22 protein-coding genes are annotated in these 22,408 nt (G+C 43.6%); 18 read left to right on the top strand and 4 right to left on the bottom strand.

Annotated elements, in window-relative coordinates; all coding sequences use genetic code 11:
- Positions 1-14: 14 nt before the first annotated feature.
- The 7 genes from xrtG to FFM70_RS06140 all read left to right on the top strand — a co-directional run bounded on the left by xrtG (position 15) and on the right by FFM70_RS06140 (position 7,562).
- Positions 15-614 carry an exosortase family protein XrtG gene (gene xrtG, locus FFM70_RS06115; protein WP_137615964.1) on the top strand — a complete coding sequence of 200 codons (600 nt, stop codon included), beginning with the start codon at positions 15-17 and terminating at the stop codon, positions 612-614.
- Positions 614-1,969 (top strand): TIGR03111 family XrtG-associated glycosyltransferase, encoded by a 1,356-nt coding sequence (locus FFM70_RS06120; RefSeq protein WP_137615986.1) that lies wholly within the window; start codon positions 614-616, stop codon positions 1,967-1,969. The genes xrtG and FFM70_RS06120 overlap by 1 nt, the downstream gene beginning before the upstream one ends.
- 2 nt (positions 1,970-1,971) lie before the next feature.
- Positions 1,972-2,400, top strand: coding sequence for a 6-carboxytetrahydropterin synthase (locus tag FFM70_RS06125; RefSeq protein WP_137615965.1), 429 nt, complete (start codon positions 1,972-1,974; stop codon positions 2,398-2,400).
- Positions 2,393-2,866, top strand: a complete 474-nt coding sequence (locus FFM70_RS14090; protein WP_349731066.1) for a glycosyltransferase family protein — start codon at positions 2,393-2,395, stop codon at positions 2,864-2,866. Before FFM70_RS06125 ends, FFM70_RS14090 begins: the two co-directional genes overlap by 8 nt.
- Positions 2,867-3,979, top strand: coding sequence for a TIGR03766 family XrtG-associated glycosyltransferase (locus tag FFM70_RS06130; RefSeq protein WP_349731071.1), 1,113 nt, complete (start codon positions 2,867-2,869; stop codon positions 3,977-3,979). It abuts the gene before it with no gap.
- 330 nt (positions 3,980-4,309) lie between these two features.
- Positions 4,310-6,301, top strand: a complete 1,992-nt coding sequence (locus FFM70_RS06135) for a PTS sugar transporter subunit IIABC (RefSeq protein WP_137615966.1) — start codon at positions 4,310-4,312, stop codon at positions 6,299-6,301.
- A gap of 115 nt (positions 6,302-6,416) precedes the next feature.
- Positions 6,417-7,562, top strand: coding sequence for an ArgE/DapE family deacylase (locus FFM70_RS06140; RefSeq protein WP_137615967.1), 1,146 nt, complete (start codon positions 6,417-6,419; stop codon positions 7,560-7,562).
- 464 nt (positions 7,563-8,026) lie between these two features.
- Here FFM70_RS06140 and FFM70_RS06145 read toward each other — a convergent pair whose 3' ends face one another.
- Positions 8,027-8,299, bottom strand: a complete 273-nt coding sequence (locus FFM70_RS06145) for a type II toxin-antitoxin system RelB/DinJ family antitoxin (protein ID WP_137615968.1) — start codon at positions 8,297-8,299, stop codon at positions 8,027-8,029.
- Positions 8,300-8,538: 239 nt separating this feature from the next.
- Between FFM70_RS06145 and FFM70_RS06150 the strand changes: the two genes are divergently transcribed.
- Entirely contained in the window at positions 8,539-9,594 is a 1,056-nt protein-coding gene (locus tag FFM70_RS06150) for a Fic family protein (RefSeq protein ID WP_137615969.1), read from the top strand.
- 107 nt (positions 9,595-9,701) lie between these two features.
- Here FFM70_RS06150 and FFM70_RS06155 read toward each other — a convergent pair whose 3' ends face one another.
- Positions 9,702-10,199 carry a hypothetical protein gene (locus tag FFM70_RS06155; RefSeq protein WP_137615970.1) on the bottom strand — a complete coding sequence of 166 codons (498 nt, stop codon included), beginning with the start codon at positions 10,197-10,199 and terminating at the stop codon, positions 9,702-9,704.
- A 509-nt stretch (positions 10,200-10,708) separates the two neighbouring features.
- Between FFM70_RS06155 and nrdD the strand changes: the two genes are divergently transcribed.
- The 6 genes from nrdD to FFM70_RS06180 all read left to right on the top strand — a co-directional run bounded on the left by nrdD (position 10,709) and on the right by FFM70_RS06180 (position 16,377).
- Complete coding sequence (nrdD, locus tag FFM70_RS06160) at positions 10,709-12,931, top strand: anaerobic ribonucleoside-triphosphate reductase (protein ID WP_137615971.1); 2,223 nt, start codon at positions 10,709-10,711, stop codon at positions 12,929-12,931.
- Positions 12,864-13,445, top strand: coding sequence for an anaerobic ribonucleoside-triphosphate reductase activating protein (gene nrdG / locus FFM70_RS06165; RefSeq protein ID WP_137615972.1), 582 nt, complete (start codon positions 12,864-12,866; stop codon positions 13,443-13,445). Before nrdD ends, nrdG begins: the two co-directional genes overlap by 68 nt.
- A gap of 342 nt (positions 13,446-13,787) precedes the next feature.
- Complete coding sequence (locus FFM70_RS13935; protein ID WP_223877445.1) at positions 13,788-14,087, top strand: VIT1/CCC1 transporter family protein; 300 nt, start codon at positions 13,788-13,790, stop codon at positions 14,085-14,087.
- Positions 14,084-14,392, top strand: a complete 309-nt coding sequence (locus FFM70_RS13940; RefSeq protein WP_223877446.1) for a VIT1/CCC1 transporter family protein — start codon at positions 14,084-14,086, stop codon at positions 14,390-14,392. Before FFM70_RS13935 ends, FFM70_RS13940 begins: the two co-directional genes overlap by 4 nt.
- 142 nt (positions 14,393-14,534) lie before the next feature.
- A complete protein-coding gene (locus FFM70_RS06175; RefSeq protein ID WP_137615973.1) occupies positions 14,535-15,227 on the top strand; it encodes an EAL domain-containing protein in 693 nt (230 codons plus the stop codon).
- A 19-nt stretch (positions 15,228-15,246) separates the two neighbouring features.
- The gene (locus tag FFM70_RS06180; protein ID WP_137615974.1) at positions 15,247-16,377 is read left to right on the top strand and encodes a GGDEF domain-containing protein; all 1,131 of its coding nucleotides are present in this window, start codon (positions 15,247-15,249) and stop codon (positions 16,375-16,377) included.
- Positions 16,378-16,988: 611 nt separating this feature from the next.
- On the opposite strand, the gene FFM70_RS06185 is transcribed toward FFM70_RS06180, so the two are convergent.
- Complete coding sequence (locus FFM70_RS06185; protein WP_137615975.1) at positions 16,989-17,504, bottom strand: VanZ family protein; 516 nt, start codon at positions 17,502-17,504, stop codon at positions 16,989-16,991.
- A 352-nt stretch (positions 17,505-17,856) separates the two neighbouring features.
- Here FFM70_RS06185 and FFM70_RS06190 point away from each other — a divergent pair, with 352 nt between their 5' ends.
- Positions 17,857-18,039, top strand: coding sequence for a hypothetical protein (locus tag FFM70_RS06190; protein ID WP_137615976.1), 183 nt, complete (start codon positions 17,857-17,859; stop codon positions 18,037-18,039).
- Positions 18,040-18,130: 91 nt separating this feature from the next.
- Here the strand turns inward: FFM70_RS06190 and FFM70_RS06195 are convergent, their stop codons facing one another.
- Complete coding sequence (locus tag FFM70_RS06195) at positions 18,131-19,693, bottom strand: Nramp family divalent metal transporter (RefSeq protein ID WP_223877447.1); 1,563 nt, start codon at positions 19,691-19,693, stop codon at positions 18,131-18,133.
- A gap of 393 nt (positions 19,694-20,086) precedes the next feature.
- Between FFM70_RS06195 and FFM70_RS06200 the strand changes: the two genes are divergently transcribed.
- The 3 genes from FFM70_RS06200 to FFM70_RS06210 all read left to right on the top strand — a co-directional run bounded on the left by FFM70_RS06200 (position 20,087) and on the right by FFM70_RS06210 (position 22,188).
- The gene (locus FFM70_RS06200) at positions 20,087-20,653 is read left to right on the top strand and encodes a PTS glucose transporter subunit IIA (protein ID WP_137615978.1); all 567 of its coding nucleotides are present in this window, start codon (positions 20,087-20,089) and stop codon (positions 20,651-20,653) included.
- A 599-nt stretch (positions 20,654-21,252) separates the two neighbouring features.
- Positions 21,253-21,492: a cytochrome b5 domain-containing protein gene (locus FFM70_RS06205; RefSeq protein ID WP_137615979.1), complete on the top strand. Its 240-nt coding sequence runs from the start codon at positions 21,253-21,255 to the stop codon at positions 21,490-21,492.
- A 189-nt stretch (positions 21,493-21,681) separates the two neighbouring features.
- A complete protein-coding gene (locus FFM70_RS06210) occupies positions 21,682-22,188 on the top strand; it encodes a DUF2798 domain-containing protein (protein ID WP_137615980.1) in 507 nt (168 codons plus the stop codon).
- Positions 22,189-22,408 lie beyond the last annotated feature (220 nt).

Raw genomic sequence — 22,408 nt, forward strand, 5'->3', positions numbered from 1 at the left:
TAGGACTGATTTAAATGAACGTCTATATCCTACTCGGAACTGTAGGATGGCTGTACGTCCTGTCAGTGCTAAAGCGAGCCCAGCTATCCGCCTTCTTTTTCATTATTGGGAGTGCTGGACTTTTCTTTATCCTTTCAGCCATCAGTCGTCCATATTGGGTTTGGTTTTTTACTCACGCGGTCATTCACGGGGTGGCCTTATTCAACGATTTAACTAACTGGTGTACGATCACGTTCAAAAATGGTCTTGTTTATATTATAAATGGCAATAATCCAGTCATGATGTCGATTGATTACGAATGTTCGGGGATTATTGAAACTTGTGCTTTTGTGGCATTAGTGGCCTTTTTCCCGATGTATGAACGTAAGGAAAAAGTTTTTTATGCGGCGTTTGGGATTCTTTACATCTACTTGATTAATGTACTGCGATTAGTAGTTGTCATTGCCATCGTTCATTTTGGTGGCGGGCAAACATTTTTCTTGGCGCATTCAGTGATTGGACGACTGCTTTTCTATGTTTTAGTCATTGCGCTATATTATAATGTCTTCACGTATTCACAGCTGGCACGTGGCATCTATCGAGAGTTTTTAGATCGGAGGCACAGTAAATCTTGATGTACTGGATTAATCTAGCACTGACTAGGATGGGCTTCTGGATTACTTGGGCGTTAATACCGATTGTCGTTGAAATTATTCCAGCAATTATTTCGACCATTAAATTATTGCGAATGCATAAGCATGAAGCTAAGTTGACACCTCCAGGTAAGTGGCCATGGGTAACGATTATTGTGCCAGTTTATAATTCAGAAGATACACTTTTTGCGTGTATCGAGTCGATTAATAATCAAACTTATCCTAAAAATGCGATGCAAATCGTTTTGGCTAACAATCAAAGTACTGATGATAGTTTCGGTGCTTATGCCCGGGCTCAGAATACTTTTCCAGAGTTGATTTTGCGCTATGTTAATACGGATAAGGGAAAAGCCCGTGCTTTAAATACAGCAATTTATGAAAGTATTGGGACTTATGTCATTAATATCGATAGTGATGGCTTATTGGAACCTAATGCGGTCAAAAACATGGTGTTACGTTTTGAAAATGATTTGAGCATTGCGGCAATGACCGGTTCAATTTTACCTAAGCGCGATATGATTCAAAATGTTTCTGGTTGGTGGCACCGGATATTGGCTAAGAATGAATATTATGAATATGCCCAAGCGTTTTTGTCTGGACGAACGATGGAATCGTCACGTGATCAATTGTTTACAATGTCAGGTGCCTTTTCAGCTTTTCGCCGTGAAATTCTAATGGAAACCTTTTTGTATGATATTGATACGATTGGTGAAGATACGGATATGACCTTTCAAATTCGGACACGGCTAGGCAAAAAGGTGGTCATTTGCGCGGATGCGATTTTTTATGTGGAACCGATTTCTGGGCTTTCTGAGCTCTATCGTCAGCGGCAACGTTGGCAACGTGGTGAAATGGAAGTTAGTCAAACTTATATGTCGCAGTCAGCCAGTCTGAAGCGGTTTTTTGATAACTTTTTAATTCGGCGAATGATGATTGACCATACGTTTAGCTTTCCACGGATGATTTGGACATTCGCTAGTTTTGTCTTAGTTGTTTTTGGCTATTCACCTTTAATTTTGGGGTTGTCATATCTCTTAATTTACGTGTTATATGTTTTTGTTGCCGTGATCAATTATCTAAGTGTCGGGGCGATTTTACAGAAATATCCAACCGAACGTCAGTACTATATGCATCTTTGGTGGGTAACATTGACACTGCCAATCTATATGTTTATTTGTTCATGGATTCGTTTGATTGGTATTATCAATGCCATGACGACTAAGGCTTCATGGAAAATGCTTGGCTTTAATCAAGAAATGTCTCAATTGGTTAGTGTGGTTCGCGATGATATTAGGACAATTCGAGAACAACACCGACGCGACAAGGAAGGAAAATGAGCATGCAGAAGCAACGTTCTTATAAAATTAAATCATATGTAAATGCTAGTCACGCGGTACGGTGGAAGTCAGGAACTGGTAAAAAGCATAATCATACTTGGGAGATTGTTTGTGAGTTACATGTCTTTGAAGGGATGGTTTCCTTTTTTGATATTGAAAAGTCGCTAAATGAAGCGATTGATGGCTTGTCCGGTAAGTTTTTGAATGATCTACCTGAATTTAAAGTGATTAATCCAACGGTCGAAAATGTCACTGAATATTTATTTGATAAAGTCGATGGTATTTTACGCCAAAATAATGCCGTTCTCTTGCGGATTGAAGTTAGTGATTCCCCAACACGTTCATTCTGTATTGATGTTACCGAGCGAAAATTTCCATCTGAATCACAGGTTGCAGCCAAATTGAAACAACAGGAAGCATCCAATGCGTAGGTTTTATAATTTCAGTCATGGGGTGATCAATCTTTTTTGGCGGTTATTATTTTATCTGATGCTCTTTTTTGCACTGACCTCTCCGAATATTATTATCGGAGATAATGCGACCTTTGGGACGAGTACGACGATGGTGACCACCGGTTTAGTGCTTACTATTGTTGCTATCTGTGTCATGATTTATGCGTATCCTGGCATACGTGCTTGGTTTTACAAGGTATTCGTGACCCGAAAATTGATGACCGGTAGTCTGATGTTGGTTGCAATTTTAATCTTGCAAATTCTTTTTATTTATTTTGTCCATCCAAATAGTGGGTTTGACTCTGGGATGTTGGTACACGCGGCGACTGATAAGACAAGTGCTTGGGATCAAGATATTACGTCTTACTTTAGTTTGAACCAAAACAACTTGCCAATCATGTTATTTATGCACTGGTTATCGGTTAGTTTTCATCAAACGCAGTGAATCTTTTTTGATTATGTTACGTTGTTATTTGTTGACCTTTCGGCAGTGCTTAATTTGTTATCGGTGTACGTTGTAAGGCGGCGTGCACTGGGGGTGGCCATTTATATGACTTGTGGTTGGTTGGCCGTTTTTCCAAGTATTATCATGCCTTACACAGATGCATGGGTCTTACCACTGGTTTCATTGTTCATGTTGTGTTATTTCACAATGCGGAGCGACAAGATGCCATTTGGATTTCAGGCAGCGGCAGCGGTCGGATTTGGCGTCAGTGTCGTTTTGACTTATTTCATGAAGCCATCATCAATTATTCCAGTCATCGCGATCGTAATTGTTGAGTTTTTGGCCTGGATGGTGCAGAAGCGCCATTTTACAGCATACCGAGTTTTTCTAACCTTGGCTTTATCTGTTTTGATTGTTGACAGTGCGAGTGAAACATACAAAGTTGTTCATCAAAAAGTTGAATCACAGACCTATTTAAAAATTGATAAGTCGCTATCGATTCCAGCAATTCATTTTATGGCGATGGGGGTCTATGATCAGGGTGGTTATAGTTGGCGGCAAGCACTTGCGATGGTTTACTTGCCGACTGAAAAGCAAAAAACAGATTATTCTGTAAAAATGCTCAAGAAGCGGCTAAAAAAGTTGGGTCCCTTGGGTTATGCCAAATTTCTTGTTATGAAGCAGCGTAACAACACTGCTGATGGGACTTTTGGCTGGTTGAAGGAAGGACATTTCTTTCTTGATAACCAGAAGCCAAAGCAAAACGGAATTACCAATCAATTGAAAAATTATATTTACTTATATGGTGAACATATTGCTGACTTTAGATTTGCTGCCCAATTCTGGTGGATTACCTTACTAGTCATTATTGCATTGGGATTTGGACCACGGCAAAATCTGATTCAGGTCCTACGATTATCAATGGTCGGTGGTTTTATGTTTTTGCTCTTATTTGAAGGTGGCCGGAGTCGCTATTTGATCCAGTACCTACCTTGTTTGCTATTACTCAGTATATTTTCTTTTGAACGGGTGGTGGCAAATATGAAGCGACTGTTTGGCTGGTATGATCGTGAATTAGAAAAAGATACTGCCAAATTTTCAGAAAATAGTTAGTCATTATAAGTTGAGGTGTTTGGTTTAATAAAACCGAATGCCTTTTTTAGTCCCGTGAGATTGTTAGTTAACCGTCCAATCGTGAGTGTCGCTTTCCTTCTACTCTTGAGGTTAGTTAGGTAATATAGGCTTGCGGCGCGGTTTATCAGCCACTACAATGGCAGTGGTCTTACCAATCAAATTTCATCATTTTAAATAATTATTGTGTTTGCTTTATTTTCTCACAGGTGGCAGGTAAAATGTGGTTATGGAAATAAGTTCGAACAAATTTCTGATTTATATTCGTAGTAATAATTGTAAGCGTCAACATAACGCTGGGGAGGGTTAAAAATGGCAGCAAAGTTAGTTCAAACAACCGTGACAGCGCCAGTTGCTGGTGAATTATTGCCGCTAAGCGCGATTCATGATCCAGTCTTTTCAAAAGGCTTGATGGGAAAAGGCTTTGGCATTGAACCAAGTGACGGCAAGATTGTCGCACCCGTGAGTGGGGAAATCACGATGATTGCGACGACCAAGCATGCAATCGGCTTGAAAACAATCAATGGGATGGAAGTTCTGTTACATTTAGGCATCGATACAGTCGAGTTGGGTGGTAAGCCTTACCAGATACTCGTTAAGATGGGCACCAAAGTTACGGCTGGGCAAGAATTAGCCATTATGGATTTAGCCGGCATTAAAAAGGCTGGTAAGCCAGTAACCGTCATGACGGTTATCACAAACAGTGCCGCGAACAACTATCAACTCTTTTTAAATGAGTTGGATCAGTTGGTTGAAGCTGGTGATTCGGTCGCAATGGTAACCGGTGAAGGTGCGGATGCCATGCCGGCTAAACCTGCGACGAAGGTTGGTAAGGGCAAGTATGATCAACTCGCACATGACATCATCGAAAACGTTGGCGGACCCGAAAACGTCAATAGTTTAATTCATTGTATTACGCGCCTGCGTTTTTATTTAAAAGATGAAAGTGTTGCGAATACGGCAGTCATCAGCGACTTAGATGGTGTGATCGACGTGACTAAGGGGAGCGGCCAATATCAGGTTGTGATTGGTCCCGCCGTCAATGACGTCTATGACGCGGTGATTGGCCAACTTGGCCCACAGTTTAGTGATGATGCCGCGACTAAGAAAGCTGTAGCTGAAACGAGTGCTGCGGCGAATAAACCACACTATGGTTTCTGGGGCACGATTCAGCATGGTTTTAGTGGCATTATCGGTGTCATGACTGCTTCCATGATTCCCGTCATTGGAATTTTAGCTGGCTCAGGGATTCTTAAAGGAATTCTGGCAGCCTTGACTGGATTCAAAGTTTTAAGCGCAACAAGCGGCACATACATGGTCCTGAATGCGATTGGTGATGCGACTTTCTACTTCTTACCGGTTATTCTAGGTTTCACGGCGGCGAAAAAGTTGGGGTCTGATCCAATTGTACTGGCAATCGTTGGTGGGGTCTTGATCTATCCACAAATTATTGGGGCAGCTGGAAAAGCGGCGACGGCCCAGATTGCGTTTTTCGGTATTCCGACCCATTTGGTTTCGTATTCGGCTTCAGTTTTCCCAATTATTGTGGCCGCCTGGTTGGGGGCTTACGTTGAGAAGTTCTTGAAGAAAGTCGTGCCACTGTACCTGCGGAGCGTCTTTATTCCAATTTTAGAAGCATTGATCCTAAGTGTCATCGTGCTCGTTGGTGTTGGCCCGGTGATTACGATGATCAGTAAAGGCTTAGCAGATGGGATTGTCTCGATCTACAACTTCAGTCCAGCACTGTCCGGCTTCGTCATCGGTGGCTTGTATCAAACGATGGTTATTTTCGGGCTGCACTGGGGACTTATTCCAATCGTCATCAACGATATTGCGACGAATGGGCATAGTTACCTGAATGCGATCCTCTCAATCACGATGGTGGCTCAAGGTGGGGCCGTTTTAGCGGTCTTCCTCAAGTCTAAAGATAAGAAGCTTAAAGAAATTTCATTGGCGGCCGCTGTTTCAGCGTTTTGCGGGGTCACTGAGCCCGCACTATACGGGGTCAATTTGAAATACAAACGGGTCTTCGTTTGGGCTAGTATCGGAAGTGCCTTTGGAGGGTTAATTACTGGTCTACTGCGGGTCAACAACTATGCGCTATCCGGTTCCTTGATTGGGTTCCCAGCGTTTATCACGCCCGGCGTCGGAATTGGCAGTAACTTCTATGGCTATCTGATTTCACACTACGGCACGTTACTCATCTCAACCGTCTTAGTTTTCTTATTCGGTTTCTCTGATAAAATGTTAGCTAAAAATAAAGCCAAAGCTAAGACTGATCAATTAGAGTCAGTCACGGAATAGCTTGGTGCAGACTAAAGCAGCGTCCAAATGGGCGCTGCTTTTTGGCAATGGCTATTTACACAATGAACGGTCATTCTGCGTTAAGATAAACTTATGTAGAAAGGATGATGTGTTGATGTCAGTATTTAGTGAAGCCGAAAAGATTAAAATTTTTGCCGATTTAGTTCAGATCAAATCAGTCAATGATGATGAAACCGAAGTTGCACAATATTTACAACGGTTGTTTGCGGCGCATGGGATTAAGGCGGATTTAATGCCACTAAGCGCTACCCGGAGTAATTTAGTTGCCGAAATTGGGACCGCTGGACCAGTTCTGGGGATTTCTGGGCATATGGATGTCGTGACACCAGGCGACATCGAGCAGTGGGATTCGGATCCATTTAAGCTGACGGAAAAGGCTGGCAAACTCTACGGACGTGGCGCGACCGATATGAAGTCTGGTTTAGCGGCGATGGTGATTGCGATGATTGAAATCAACGCGGCTAAGACGCTGACTAATGGGCGAATTCGGTTGATGGCGACCGTGGCTGAAGAAGTCGGAGAGACCGGTTCGCAGAAGTTTTACGAAGCGGGCACGATGCAAGATGTCGATGCTTTGCTGATTGGCGAACCTTCCGGCTACAATATTGCGTTTGCCCACAAAGGGTCGATCGACGTGCGCATCCAATCAACTGGGAAAGCCGCGCATAGCTCGATGCCGGAACAAGGGTATAATGCGCTGGATCCGTTACTCGATTTGCTCAACCAAGCGAACCACGCTTTTCGGGACAGTGATCGGCATAGCGATTTACTTGGTGACCTCGTCTTTAACACAACCATTCTCAAGGGTGGCAACCAGGTCAATTCCATTCCGGCCCAAGCGGAAACGGAGCTGAATATTCGGTCGATTCCTGAATACGACAACGCTGCGGCCATTGCGACCTTGCAAAAATTGGTCGACCAACAGAATGCAGCCGGAGCCCAGTTGGCTATGACGGTCTTCATGTCACAAGATCCGGTGCAGTCACCAAAAGACAGTAAGTTAAGTAACTTAGCCGCTAAAATTGGGTCAACTTATGCGGGCCAACCGATTCCAAAAGTGGCGATTCCCGCAGTGACGGATGCATCTAACTTATTGAAAGGTAAGTCACATGATTTCCCATTCATCATGTTCGGTCCTGGCAATCAAACACCACATCAAGTTAATGAAAGTATCGATAAGCAAATGTATTTAGACTTTATCAAGTTGTATGAAGAACTCTTTGTCAGTTATTTGAACTAGCGGCGGACGTTATTAGTGACTGGTCGCTGATTGCCGCTTCCGGTTGTTGTTGATGACATGCGGTCGAGGGACCGGGCCAAGCCTGAGGAGCGTCTTGTCCCTCGCCCGGAAGCCTTGCTTAAACCGCAAGTCTCCCAGCCGGTCCGTGGTGTAAGACCGGAAAAACACCGGTCAAACGCCACCCACACGGCCGATGCCATCAACAACAACCTACAGCTAGCTAATTGTTTTTAGTGGTTAGTCAGGCACTTAAATTTAGTGGCTTTGACTGACGGAGCGATGAGCCACATGGATTCGTTTCAGGTATAACGAGCGCCAGTATTACAGGATTTACGCCAATTTTGGTGCTTTAGACCTTTAGCCTTAATAATAGAAAATAACTGTTCGAAATGGTCAACATTTCAGAACAGTTATTTTTTTGCACTTTATAGTGTTGATCAAACGTTTTAGTAAAACGGATGCGATCAATCATCGGCGTCTGCCTCGTCACGTAATTCTTTTAAATGTTGGTGGGCACCGGCACGATTATATATCGCAAGTTGATCTAAAGCCGTGTCAAGTTCTGAAACACGATTTGATGGTGTGAACGGGAGACCGTTTTCTTTAATCATTTGGTTCAGAAAAATATTAATAAGTGTGCTCAAGTCGCTACCTAAATCTTTGGCGACGGCTTGTGCTTCAATCTTTTGTTGATGGTCGATACGAATCGTAATGCGATCTTTGATTGGATTGTCCATAATGAATTCACCTTCAATTGGTTTGATGGTGTCATTATAGCGTCATTTGGCTCACAATAACTGCTAAATAGGCTTCAGAATATTTTTTGAAAAAAAGTATTAAATGGTGATATGTGTTAATCTGCATCATTTATTTAAAAATGACGTAGATTAAAAGTGAAAATGTCGCCTTTTAACACTCATCTAATTGCTAATCTACGTCATTTTGGCTATAATGACGTAGATTAGAGGTGAGTGACGTGAAAAAATTTGATTATCAAACGTTAAATAAGCTAGTCATTACGCCAATGATGACTAAAAAAATTAGTCAAATTTCAGAATATCGTGGACAAATTAGCGCGGCCCAACTTCAAGCAAATACCGCGGCCCTAACCCGGCTAGTTGCCGTGGCAAAAATCCAAAGTACTGATGCTTCCAACCGAATTGAAGGTATCTATACTAGTAGTACCCGGTTACGGTTGATTATGGCTAAGAAGACCATGCCACATGATCGTTCCGAGGCCGAAATTTCGGGATATAGAGATGTTTTAAGTTTAATTCACGAACAATATGCGTATATTCCGATGACTGCATCGACAATTTTAACGTTACACAAGCATTTATTTAGTTTCACTGCTAGCAGTTGGGGTGGTAAATTTAAAGATATTGATAACCAAATTATGGCCAGGCATACGGATGGAACTGAGGTTGTCCGCTTTACGCCACCAGCAGCCTACCTAACTCCGGCATTAGTTGAGTCGCTCTGTGATAACTTTCGCCAAGCACTTCAGGCAGATACGTTACCAACGTTATTGTTGTGTGGTGCTTTTGTCTTTGATTTTGTTTCAATCCACCCATTTCGAGATGGTAATGGTCGTTTGTCGCGATTGTTAATGCTACTAGTTTTATATCAAGCAGATTATGGGGTAGGACGTTATATTAGTTTGGAAGCCTTAATTGAAAAAACAAAGTCGCAATACTATCAAGCTCTAGAGGTCAGTTCTGAGGGGTGGTTACAAGACACTAACGATTATCAAGCTTTCCTAGATTATTTCTTGAGCGTCGTTTTACAAGCTTATCGTGACTTAGCAGAACGCTTAGCACCGTCAGTCGAGCCAGAAAAAGTTACGGCACCGGTATTGATTTTGCAAGGGTTACAAAATGAATTGCGCCCGTTAACAAAAAGAGAATTGATTGCCTTGATTCCGAAGTACAGCCAAGTTTCGATTGAGCGTGGGTTACATCAGCTGGTCGTTGCTGGCAAGATTCGGAAGGTTGGCGCTGGAAGAGCTACGAGTTATGTTTTGGTTATTTAGCATTTGTTCTGGCAGTTTAAATAAGGCGTTTTTTCTATTATATGAAAGCAACCGTTAGTATGACTGATTTATCCAGTCACACTAACGGTTGCTTTTTGGGAAACAAGTTAATAATTTGGTTTTAAACCGGTGCCGCTCACTAGCGACGCGCCTTGTAGGGCCGCGGTCGTCGTTGTCGGCATATCGCTATGCTGCGGACTCCAGCCGGTATCTTTGGCTAATTTAATGGTCCGTTTGCCAGTGGTTAAAGTCATATTGGTGGCATCATCCAATGCCAGGCTAGTTGTGCCTAAATCACGTTGGCTCAAGGTCGCCTGATCATTCTTGGCTAATTTTAAATTAAAATTTCCCTTAATTGTGGTACGCCCCGTTTGAAACAGTGCCAATTGTTGGTTGGCGTTTAAATAAAGTGCCAAATGCTCGGAAGCATTGACCCAGCGCCCCAAGTAATCCGTTCTATGCACTTTACTAACTGCCGTGACGGTCGGTGCTGCCGACTGCACCTGTTTGTCAGCAAGCCCGTTCCCGCTGGCCGCTGACTGGCATCCCGCTAACCCTAAACTTAGGATCAGCGCCATGCCGAATACACCCCATCTATTTTTCATGCCCAATCTCCTCCAAAGTCGAAGCTCTCAAACTAACGACTCTTGCTCTCTCAGAATTCCATTATAGATGAAGCGTGTCGTAATCGAAACCAATACGCGTCTCTTTATTAAGAAATTTAAGATTAGTTTTAATAAATTGGGAGGTCGTGTTGAGTACTGCTTGCAAGTGAATTGGGTCAAAGTTAATTTTAGCCGACCGGTTAGGGGCCGAATTGGCTTGAAAATAAAAGCTGAAAGCTTGAAATCAGCCAGCTAACGTCGGTCGTATAGCCCTTATATTAATTATTCCAAATGTATTCAGCAATTGATATAAAACAAATTTATTAATCAGGTATAAGACTAATAAACGTTGCTAGACTCACTTTTGCATTGAAAAGCAGTCAATAACACCATATAGGCAATCAGCTTAAAGTGAGCTACTATATATAGTATTGAGAACGCATTGAATGACCAAGTGGTTGTGCCGCTGGACCTTTTTGCGTCAAAGTGACTGAAAAGTGGGGATAGATATGTTAACAACGAACACAACAGAACTTTTAGATGTGCTACGGCCATTGCCGGTAATCAAACGGGGTGGGACACAGACTAAGTTTCATCCATATAAGTTGAATTTTGTTTTAGACCAATTAGCATTAGATGATGCGGAACAAACCGCCGTTAAACGGGCCTTGGTTAGCCATTACCAACAGACGGCCGTCATTGAAACGCGCGAATTACGGCCAGCGCTAATTCAAATTTTAACGGATCTGGATTTAACGGATGCAGCTAAAGCTTATCAGGATTATTTTATTGCGGAACAAGAACGTTTTTCGAGTGCAACGAACGTGCGTGAACGGATCGAAAAGCTATTTAACCGGGATGCCAGCGTTGTTCATGAAAATGCCAATAAAGATAGTAATGTTTTTAATACCCAACGGGACCTTGAAGCAGGGGCGGCCAGTCGGGCGATTGGCCTGAAGATGCTGCCAGATTTAGTGGCTAAGGCGCATTTGCGTGGCGATATCCACTGGCATGATTTAGATTATTCACCAGTGACGCCAGAAACGAACTGTTGCTTGATCGACTTTGACGGCATGTTCAAAAATGGTTATAAAATTGGGAATGCCGAAGTCGCTTCACCACGCTCTATTCAAACGGCCACGGCGCAAATGGCACAGATTATTGCCAACGTCGCTTCACTACAATACGGCGGCTGTTCCGCGAACCGGGTCGACCAACTATTGGCGCCTTATGCCGAAATCAATTATCAAAAGCATTTGGCGGATGCCGAAAAATGGGTCGCTGCCGATCAGCGTAAGGCTTATGCGAAAACCAAGACCAAGAAAGACATTTACGATGCGATGCAGGCTTTGGAATATGAAATCAATACCTTGTATTCCTCACAGGGTCAGACGCCGTTCACGACGGTCAACTTTGGCTTGGGCACAAGCTGGATCGAACGTGAGATTCAACGCGCTATTTTACAAATTCGGATTAAAGGACTTGGCAAAGAACGCCGGACAGCTATTTTTCCTAAGCTGATCTTTACGATCAAACGGGGGTTGAATTTAGCACCAGATGATCCGAACTATGATATTAAGGAATTGGCAATTGAGTGTTCAACTAAGCGGATGTACCCGGATCTTTTAATGTACGATAAAATCAAGGCATTAACGGGTAGCTTCAAGACACCGATGGGTTGCCGTTCCTTCTTACAAGGTTGGCGCGATGAGAATGGGGTTGAAGTTAATTCCGGCCGCATGAATTTAGGGGTTGTCACGGTTAATCTGCCACGCATTGCCTTATCTGCGCACGGCGACCGCAAGCTATTCTGGGAAATCTTTGAAGAACGGATGACCACTTGTCATCAAGCGTTGGCCTACCGCATCGAACGCACGAAAGAAGCCCAACCTGAAAATGCGCCGTTGCTTTACATGTATGGGGCTTTTGGCAAACGATTACCAGCTGGTGGCAATGTGGACGAGCTGTTCAAGAATCAACGCGCCACGATTTCACTCGGCTATATTGGCATCTACGAAGTTTGCACGACCTTCTTTGGGCCTAACTGGGAACACAATGCCGAAGCACTCGACTTCGCGGAAACGGTCGTTAAAGCGTTGCGGGATAAATGTGCAAAGTGGGCCGAAGAGAGTGGCTATCATTACAGTCTCTATTCAACGCCGGCCGAATCACTGACCGATACGTTCTGCCGTGATGATATTCAGAAGTTTGGTCGGATTGCTGATATTACCGATAAGGAATATTACACGAATAGTTTTCATTTTGATGTGCGGAAGCATCCGTCACCATTTGAAAAATTAACGATGGAAGAACGTTTCCCACAGTATGCTTCGGGTGGGTTTATTCATTACTGTGAATATCCAAACTTAACACAGAACCCTAAAGCCTTGGAAGCGGTCTGGGATTGGGCTTATGATCACGTCGGCTATTTAGGCACGAACACGGCGATTGATCAATGTTTCAAATGTGGCTTTAAAGGTGAATTTAAAGCGACTGCTCGCGGATTCGTTTGTCCACAATGCGGCAACCATGATCCTAAATACTGTGATGTGGTTAAACGGACTTGTGGTTATTTGGGTAATCCGCAACAACGGCCAATGGTTCATGGCCGTCACGTTGAAATTGCGTCACGTCAAAAAAATATGTCTCCGGAGATGATTAGGAATGCCGCACGCTATGAAAGGACCAAACAATCCGATGCCCAAAGAATGGCTGGCAGAGGACTTAAGTGAACAATACGTCGCTGATTACAAGGCGTTTAACTTTGTCGATGGGGAAGGGGTTCGCTGCAGTTTATATTTGAGTGGTTGCCCGTTCCATTGTCCCGGTTGTTACAATGTCGCGGCCCAAAACTTCCACTATGGTCAACCGTATACACAGGATCTGGAAGATCAAATTATTGAAGATTTGAGTCAGGATTATGTGCAAGGCTTGACGTTGCTTGGTGGTGAGCCCTTCTTGAATACGCAAGTTGCGATTCGTATCTGTGAACGGGTGCGGGCTGAATTCGGGCACACCAAGGATATCTGGTCATGGTCTGGCTATACTTGGGATGAATTATTAAAGGATTCCGACGACAAACTGAAGATGCTTTCATTGATTGACATTTTGGTCGACGGGCGGTTCTTAGAGGACCAGATGGACTTGACGCTTCAATTCCGTGGCAGTGCCAATCAACGGATCATCGATGTGCCAAAGTCGTTAGCTAGTGGCAATGTTGTGATTTGGGATAAATTGAAACGATAAAAGTGGATTAGTCAGTGGTAAATTGCCGCTCCGGTTGGACTGGTTTGAGGCTGGAACGTGGTGGCCACGGTTGGAAGCCATAGTGCGGTCTCCCAAGCCGGGCTTTTACTAAGCTGAGTAAACCACTCCGCTAAGTAAAATTTCACCACTGAGCCTCAAGCCAGCCCAACCTGCGCTGTATAGCCGGAGAGTTGAAGCGACGAACAACGCACAATCACTGCAAGTTTCGAGCATTAAACAAATGAAGAATTTAACAATTGAATAGAACCACCGCAGTGCGTGGCGACTAACGTCAAGCGCTGTTTTTTTGCAAAAATTAGGTAAATAAGGGAGTTTTTGAGAATGTTGACGACAATTAAAGCCTGGCAGGATTGGTATTTTCACTTTTGGGATCGATTGAATGTATTGCGCGCTGGAATTCTGGGTGCGAATGATGGGATTATTTCAGTTTCTGGCATCGTGCTAGGGGCGGTCGGCGCTGATTTGAGTAATACAACGTTATTTATTAGCGGAATTTCAGGTATGCTGGCCGGGGCTTGCTCGATGGCTGGCGGTGAATATGTTTCTGTCAGTGCTCAAAAAGATGTTCAGCTCAGTCGCTGGGATCACCTGATCAAGATAATTCAGCAGTGGTCAAAATGACTCAAACTCGGCTACGTGAGATTGATCTGCTGAATCCGATTCATGCGGCAATGACTTCGTTTATCGCTTTTATGTTGGGGGCATTGATTCCACTATTAGCGATTAGTTTGTCGACACCAGCTTGGCGATTAGTGAACACAATTGGTGCCATGGTAATTGCTTTGAGTTTGAATGCCACCGTCAGTGCACGTCACTCAGCGGTCCCTTTAATTAAAGTGATTTGCCGGAATACCTTGGTCGGCGTGGCAACGGCTTTAATCACATATTTAATGGGAATTTTGCTAGGAGGTACCGTTACCGGCTAATTTAACGTCAATTTAAGACTTTTTTCGTTCAAAATAGACATTGGGTGTCGATATTTTATGCTTAAAAGGCTATACTGAGAACCATGTTGATTAGTTAAATTATATTGACATAAATCGGATTTGAATCGAGGTCTTTTATCAGATGTATCGCTTTTTTGTTCAACCACAAGTTGATCAAAGCCAAAAGTCCGTCTTTGGATATGAGCTTTTGTTACGCAAAGAAACGCATGGTCGCTGGGCTGTGCCGGCTACTTTTACCGAATTACCATTAACCAAACAGGTCCAACTATTAGAAAATTTAGCTTTACAATTAGCGACTAAAGCAACGAACCAGGTGTTAGCTTTAAATTTAAACCGTGAACAAGCGGAAGATAAGTTAATGCTAGGGACGATTATTTATTTAAAAAAACGGTTAAATCCGGCAGCGCTAACGATTGAATTGACAGAAAATGCCACGTTAGCCGAAATTCAAAAATATAGTATGTTATTTCATCAGTACGGGATCAAATTAAGTATCGATGATGTCGGGACTGGTTCGAACACTTTTGATAATGTTGAACCGTTGTTGCCGTATGTTGATCAAATTAAGTTTGCGATGCAAAATTTACGGATGAGTGGGAAGGCGGATCAAATTCCAACGGCGCTCTCATTTTGGCATACCATCGCTTTACAGTATCACCTCGACTTCATTTTGGAAGGCGTGGAAGATGCGCATGATCAGGCGATGGCGAAGGCATTAGGCATTGACCTCCATCAGGGCTACCTTTATGGGAAGCCACAGTTGGCGGTCGATGGTCCTGATCAACCAATGGCAGCGTTGAACGATGGTCAATAACCGGGAAGGATAACGATATATGACTTGGGCTTACTGGCGGGTACCACCATTTGTAACTAGTATTTTCTTCATCCTTGGCGTGTTGACGCTGTATTGGGTCCTGTTTAATTGGATTACGGCGTTTTTCCATGCGCATCACATTGATGTGGACGATGACGTCATCAATTCTTGGCATGGCATTTTGTATATGTTGGTGTTTGTGTTTAGTCTGCAAACACTGATTGTGGGTAAGGCGGATTCATGGCAGTTTATGAATTTTCAATTAATTGCGCTGATCTTCTGCGGGTATTTTTTGAATATTCACATTCCATACTATCTACTGTTTCCAGTAGTCTTAGTGTACATGGTCTTCAACCAATCGATTACTTATTGGGAATCATGGGGCTACGCGATTACGATGGTTGCGCTGTTCTGGACGATGAACTACATCCGAATCCATTCCCAAGGCAAGGCACATGCTTGGATCTATTATCTATGCACGGGTATTCCGTATGGCGGCGTGCTCTGGCTGTGGATGAAAGTTAAATTTAGTTTGAGCTGGAATACGTTCTGGCAAGAATGGATCTATTTGGTTATTTTCGAAATTTTACTCTATGCTTACGTCAGCATGTTGACGCGTGATAGTGAATTTAAGCTGCGGTTAGCGCAATTTGCCAGTCACGACGCGCTCACGCAAACGGAGAATTTCGCAGCGTATACTGGTGAAATCAAGTATCTCTTCGAAGATAGCTCGAAAAACAACTTAAAATTGTCGATGATGATGTTCGACATTGATCACTTTAAGCATGTCAACGACACGTACGGTCATTTAGCAGGTGACCGGGTGTTGCAGCATGTGACGGATGTCGTACAGACGGTAATTGACGCTAATGATAATAAGGTCACGCTCTATCGAACCGGTGGCGAGGAATTCAATATTCTTTTCCCAGGTTATGATTTAGCCAGCACGGAAGCCATCGTGCGCCAAATCTTCTTAGCGTTGAATCACTTGAGCGTTAATTTTGGCGATCAACAGATTCCAATTACGATTTCAGTTGGGGTTTCGTCGTTATCTAAACAAGATGCGACGCCAGTTGACTTCTATAATCGAGTCGACCAGAATCTTTACCATTCGAAGCGGAATGGTCGGATGCAGATCACCTCTGATTAATCACAGCTTTTAGTTAAAATAATGAGGTGTAAAAGGACCAACTAACTCTGTAACGGAGCTGGTTGGCCCTTGCTTTAGGCTAATAGCAAAAGATTGAAAACAACTGGTCCATCCCACTTTGAAAGATAGTTGATAGTTGTCGCTTCCGGTTGTTGTTGATAACATGCGGTCGAGGGACCGGGTCAAGCCTGAGAAACGTCTTGCCCCTCGCCCGGAAGCCTTGCACAATCCGCCAATCTCCCGGCCGGTCCGTGGTGTAAGACCGGAAAAGCGCCGGTCAAACGCCACCCACACGACCGATGCCATCAACAACAACCTACAGCTAATCAACTGCTTTAAGTGATTAGTCAATTGTTTAAATTAATAAATTGGCGTATCAAGCTAGGCGCATACTAAGTATCATTAGGTTAAGTGAGAGTTTGTGAGTGGCACGATGGACCGAGCTTATTTTAATGGGGGATTGGTCTAAAATCTTATTTTCCGACTTAGTCTAGCCTAAAAATTGAGAATTAAAAAAAGGGGTCACCTCATTTTTGGGGGGCCTCTTTTTGAGTCGTAATAATTTAAAATAGGGTAGCTTATTTTAATTGTTGAAACGCCAATTACTCAAATTATGAAGCGAGCTGGTGGGCAGTTCGTTTGTGGTGGACCAGCCGAATACGTTGATAACTCGCCATTAAGATACCACCAATCAGAATACCAAGTGCATTGGCTAAGACGTCGTTGATATCACTACTTCGATTGATCAAGAAATCGTGTGATAAAAAGTATTGGGTTATTTCAATTCCGCTACCAATGAATAACCCAGTCAAAGCAACCCCTAATAGGGGCCATTTTGGCAGAGTGGTTTTTAGGATTAAGCCTAACGGTATCGTTAAAATGATATTTTCAAGAAAGCCTAAGTTTGCAAAGGCCAAGCGTGTCAGGTTCACTTGCCCCGTCCCGAGTGGCATGAGGTAGAGGGCCGTCCCAGAAACGGAAATTGGGGAAAATAGAATCGTGGCTAAACTGGTACAATAGCCGAGAATTAAGAAGGCTAAACAGCGACGTTTAGGACCAGTCGCAAGTATGGCTAACGCAATTAAGCCAGTAATAAGAAAAATAAATAGTAGGGGTTCCCAGCGCATTTGACCACCTCCGAGATGATTGTCAGTAATTGAATAACTGGTTACTAGCGTACAATAGAATGCCGGATTGTCGTTGGTTTTCGCCAGAGCTTTAACGTTTCTTGTCGCTCTTAGTAAAAGGATAAGATTTGAGTCACTAAAAGGTCACAATAATTTCTACTGGGATTTAATTGGTTCCAATCGGTGTGGTATTGATATTCAAAAAAGTATTTCGTTTTTATAGAATGTACAGCCTTTTGAGTGCGCCTATGTTATTCTTAAGCTGTGAAAAATCAACGTAGTAAACTGGTTATACAATTAAACAACGATAATCTGATTTTTATTCGTTTGCTAATTAAATGGAGTGAAGAATATGCAGAAGCTAAAAGCGCCGACGATGGCGGAACTATATGAAAAGGCTAGAAGAAAGACTTTATTAGGTGGGATTATTAAGCCAACAACTGCAGAGCTTGATCAAATGCTAGCAGAACGGCTCAAACAGAACGAGAGTGAACATCAAAATAAAGGTACAGCGCAATCAGGACATGAGTTTTGAGTTTTCTTAAAAGGCTCAAAATGGGACGTTATGACACACAAAGGGCGCGTGATTATCTAGTTGTGATAGTCACGCGCCCTTTTTTGAAATCTTAATCTTTAGCAGCTTGTTGTGCAATGTAACGTTGGTTGCCACGATGCAATTCAATCACTGTCCAAGTGAGTAACGCAATGATGGCTGCGATTAGCACCCAGGCAATTGCGTCGGCGATGCTGGTTTGGCCTTTAGTCGGATTACTGCCGAAAAAGCCTTCAACTTGCGAGGGGAGCCCAATCAAGTTTAGTCCAGTCAGTCCGATGACAGATAACCAGCCTAAGCCTTTAATCCAAAGCGTATTCTTGAACCGTTTGCCCATTTCAGCGGCACTGTCGGTCATCATGAGTAACGGTAACATTGAAAATGGTAGCGCAAAGGCTAAGAAGACTTGAGAATTATTCATTAAATCGTTCAGGGCTTCATGTTCCGCAATGGCGGATTTACTACTCGTAAGCATGACGCAGATCAGGACGGGAATGACGGAAAGTAAACGCGTCACTAAGCGTCGTAACCATAATGGCATCCGCATGTGCACAAAGCCTTCCATGATGACTTGCCCCGTTAGTGTCCCAGTAATGGTCGAATTTTGACCAGAAGCGAGCAACGCGACCGCAAATAATGCTGACAGTACGCCGGACCGTGCAACATCGATCAATAAGCCGTTACTCAAAGTTGACGTATTCGATAAGGCTTGATATAACCCAAAGAATGATGGATCTTTGACGGCACCGGTCTTGAAAACAGCAACCCCCATAATTAAGAGGAGCGCGTTCACAAAGAAGGCGGCGGTCAGTTGGATATTGGAATCCAAGCTAGCGAATTTCACCGTGCGGGCAACGTCGTCTGGATCACTATGATCAATTTTACGCGTCTGTGAAATGGCCGAATGTAAATAGAGATTGTGTGGCATGACCGTCGCGCCAATGATCCCAAGGGCACCACTCATCGGGGTCATCCCGGCAACGGTGCGACTATTTGAAAAGGTCTCACTGGTTGGCACTAAGCCGGCAAAGACTTGCCCCCAATTAGGATTGGACAAGGCGACTTGATAAACAAAGACGAGTAAGATGACTAAAATCAAACAAACCACGATCGCTTCAATCTTTCGGAAGCCAATTTTAGTTAATAATAGAAGTAACAAGACGTCAAAGACGGTAATAAAGACCGCAATGACTAGTGGAATATGAAAAAGTAAATATAACGCAATCGCCGCGCCGATAACTTCGGCAATGTCAGTCGCCATGATCGCCAATTCAGTTAACAGCCATAAGACAATGCCCAGCGATTTTCCAGTACGGGCACGGATGGCTTGCGCCAGATCCATCTGTGTCACGATGCCAAGTTTAGCCGCCATGTATTGTAACAGCATCGCAATCAAACTTGACATCAAGATGACAGACATCAACAAGTATTGGAAATTTTGACCACCGGTGATTGAAGTTGACCAGTTCCCAGGATCCATGTAACCGACTGCCACCAAGGCACCTGGCCCCGAGTAAGCGAATAAGGTGCGCCAGAATCCAATGTTCTTGGGTACGTCGATCTTACCATTGATTTCTTCTAGTGATGGGCCATTGGCATACTCAATTAATTTGTGTTGCCGTTTTGCTTTCCCCACGATGCAGACCACCTTTCTATCTTTAAAACAGCCTCATTCTACGCTGAGTTTGATATAAATAATATAATTTTTAGGTATGCCTTATAAAAAACGACAACTTTTTAGCTAGGTTTGTGTTTAGGGGGATAACTAACGCGACCGACCGTAAAATACGCGTTTAATTGAGCATCGTTTGTTAATTGTTTTTATAAACCAACGTTAACAAGTGTAAACCTTATCGAATCAGTTAATTAATCTAACCTGCTTGCTCAAAATGTGGTAAAGTCAGTACTGAAAGCGTCAACAATCAACATATTTAACTAATCTGAAAGGGAAAGTCACGCAATTGGAGCTGTGAAAAGTATCTCATGAATTGAGCAATCAGGGATCAATCACAGTTCAAGGAGTAAAACGATGAACAACGGAGTAATCACAACGAGTAGTTTAGTGCCAGTCGTCGCACCGGTCGCTGGTCAGCATATCAGGCTGACCACGGTTGCCGATACGGTTTTTTCGTGTGGCTTGAGAAGTGCGACTGACCTCTTGTTACCGGCGACAGATCGCTTGGTCGCGCCGGCGGTTGGACAGGTGACCACAATTGCGGCAGATCAGCGCCGTATCGGTGTGCGAACAGTCAATGGTCTGGAAACGGTGATTCAGTTTAGCGTCACGTTACCAGAAAAATTCAAGACGGCCATCAGGCTCGCGGTGAAGGTTGGCGACTGGGTCACGACCGGACAGGTGATTGCCGTCATTAAGCTGAGATTGGCTCGGTTGAACCGGCAAAAAACGACCGTGCCGAGTCATGTGCTGCACGCATTCATGCGGCTACAAAGGCTTTTTTTCACGGCGACTCACCGAATTGTGCCAGAAGGCAATGTCGATATGAAGCTGTCCCGCGACATGGCAGGTAATCACTGGCTGGCGGCAATTGGCCCACCGACAGTTCCCACAACTGAGTTGACCCGTGTCTTGGGGTGACCATATTAAGTGTCACGAGATTAATGAAATGCGTGGAAGATAGGAATATCGTCCAGTCAAGCTAATCAGCCAGCAGGAAATCGTAGAGGGGTCTCGATTGAACCAGCTAGTGGTCGATCTCAGTTGATGGGTGGATAGCAAGTGGCTGAGGGTTTTGCGTTAGCAATAGCGCATTTTGGGGCAACGGCATTTTGGGGAAAACGACGTTGGTCAAGTTTAGTGGCGATTCAGCAGCCAAACGCATAGATAATCATTGAACCGAGTGCTAGTTTTGAATCCGAGCTAGCATCAATTAATGTGGCAGCATTAAGCGGCGGTGATTATTAGGTTGGTTTTTGGCAGTCGGGTTCATAGCGGTCAAAAGGTTAGGGTTCCAACCAGCTGGTCACGCCAACGGGGGTTCACGTGACCAAGTTAGATTGGCAATCGGCACGACCCAGCAACAGTTATCGCACACAGTTGTCGAGCAGTGATTGCCAATTTCGTTAGTTTTGTTAGGTTAACCATGGCTGCAGAGAGTGAAAATTGGAAGCGGATTGCTTGCTTTTATTTGGCAGTTCAGTTTACTATAAGCGTAAATTGAAGAGGAGTGATTCGTGATGAGTGAAGCAACTTTTAACAAGGCCGAATTAGCAAAATTTGACGGCCAAAATGGTCAACCAGCCTATGTCGCAGTCGACGGGGTGGTCTATGATGTGACTGGCGTTGATGCTTGGGCTGGTGGCAAGCACCACGGTAATTTAGCTGGTCAAGAATTAACAGCAGTGATTGACACCCATTCACCACATGGTCGCAGCGTTTTGAAAAAGTTGCCTGTGATTGGGAAGTATGCAGACTAAGCTACGTGTGGCTGCAGAAAACTAAATCCTAATATTCATCGGATCGGGACGACCAATACGAGTTCTGATCTTTTTTGGGGCCGAAAAATGAAACCGCTCTATAATTTGTCATCTAATTGTTACTTACGAACGTCAAGTTTAGCGTGTATAGTGAACACTCGAAACTAAATCTAGGAGTGTGTTAATATTATGCCACGTAATTTAAAAGAAGAAGTAGTGTTCACAGCGATTATGGCGGGACTGATGGTGTTTGTCATGACTGCGTACAATGTCGCGATGGCGCAAGGCTTCAGCAATGGTTTGATCCTTGCAATTTTAAGTGGATATCCTCTTGGTTTAGTCGTAGCAATCATTTTAGATCTGTTGGTCGTTGGGCCAATTGCAAAAGGATTAGCTTTCAAATATATCATTAATGATTACATGCGGAAAAACACTGTCTTAATTGGGATTACGATTTCAGTTTTGATGGTGCTTGGCATGGTAACTTGCATGTCCCTCTTTGGGATTGCGGTGGAAGGTAAGTTGGCTGGGGCGCACGTTTTAGCTACCTATGGTCATACTTGGATTTTTAACTTGATTGTTGCTCTACCCTTACAACTTATTATCGTGGGCCCGATTGCCCGCGGTGTGTTAGGCAAGATGCAACAAGCTACTGCTAAACAGGAAGAATCCTCAGCGGTTGAAGACGAAGATTAAATTAGCAACCTTTAAAGCTAGCTCGTTGTCACGGTCATTGGCCGTTTTAGAGCTGGCTTTTTTTGTGCCGGTTTTAGCTGAAGCTATTCAGATTGTTGAGGTTTACTTTGGCTAGTGGCAACTAAAAATATTAGTAACCGTTAATTCTGTTAATTTATTTGTGAGCGAACTACAATAAAACCGTCACATGTAGTTAACGGGGTTACCTATATGTGCGGTA

Source organism: Lactiplantibacillus nangangensis (genome assembly GCF_005405065.1).
Taxonomy (GTDB): Bacteria; Bacillota; Bacilli; order Lactobacillales; family Lactobacillaceae; genus Lactiplantibacillus; species Lactiplantibacillus nangangensis.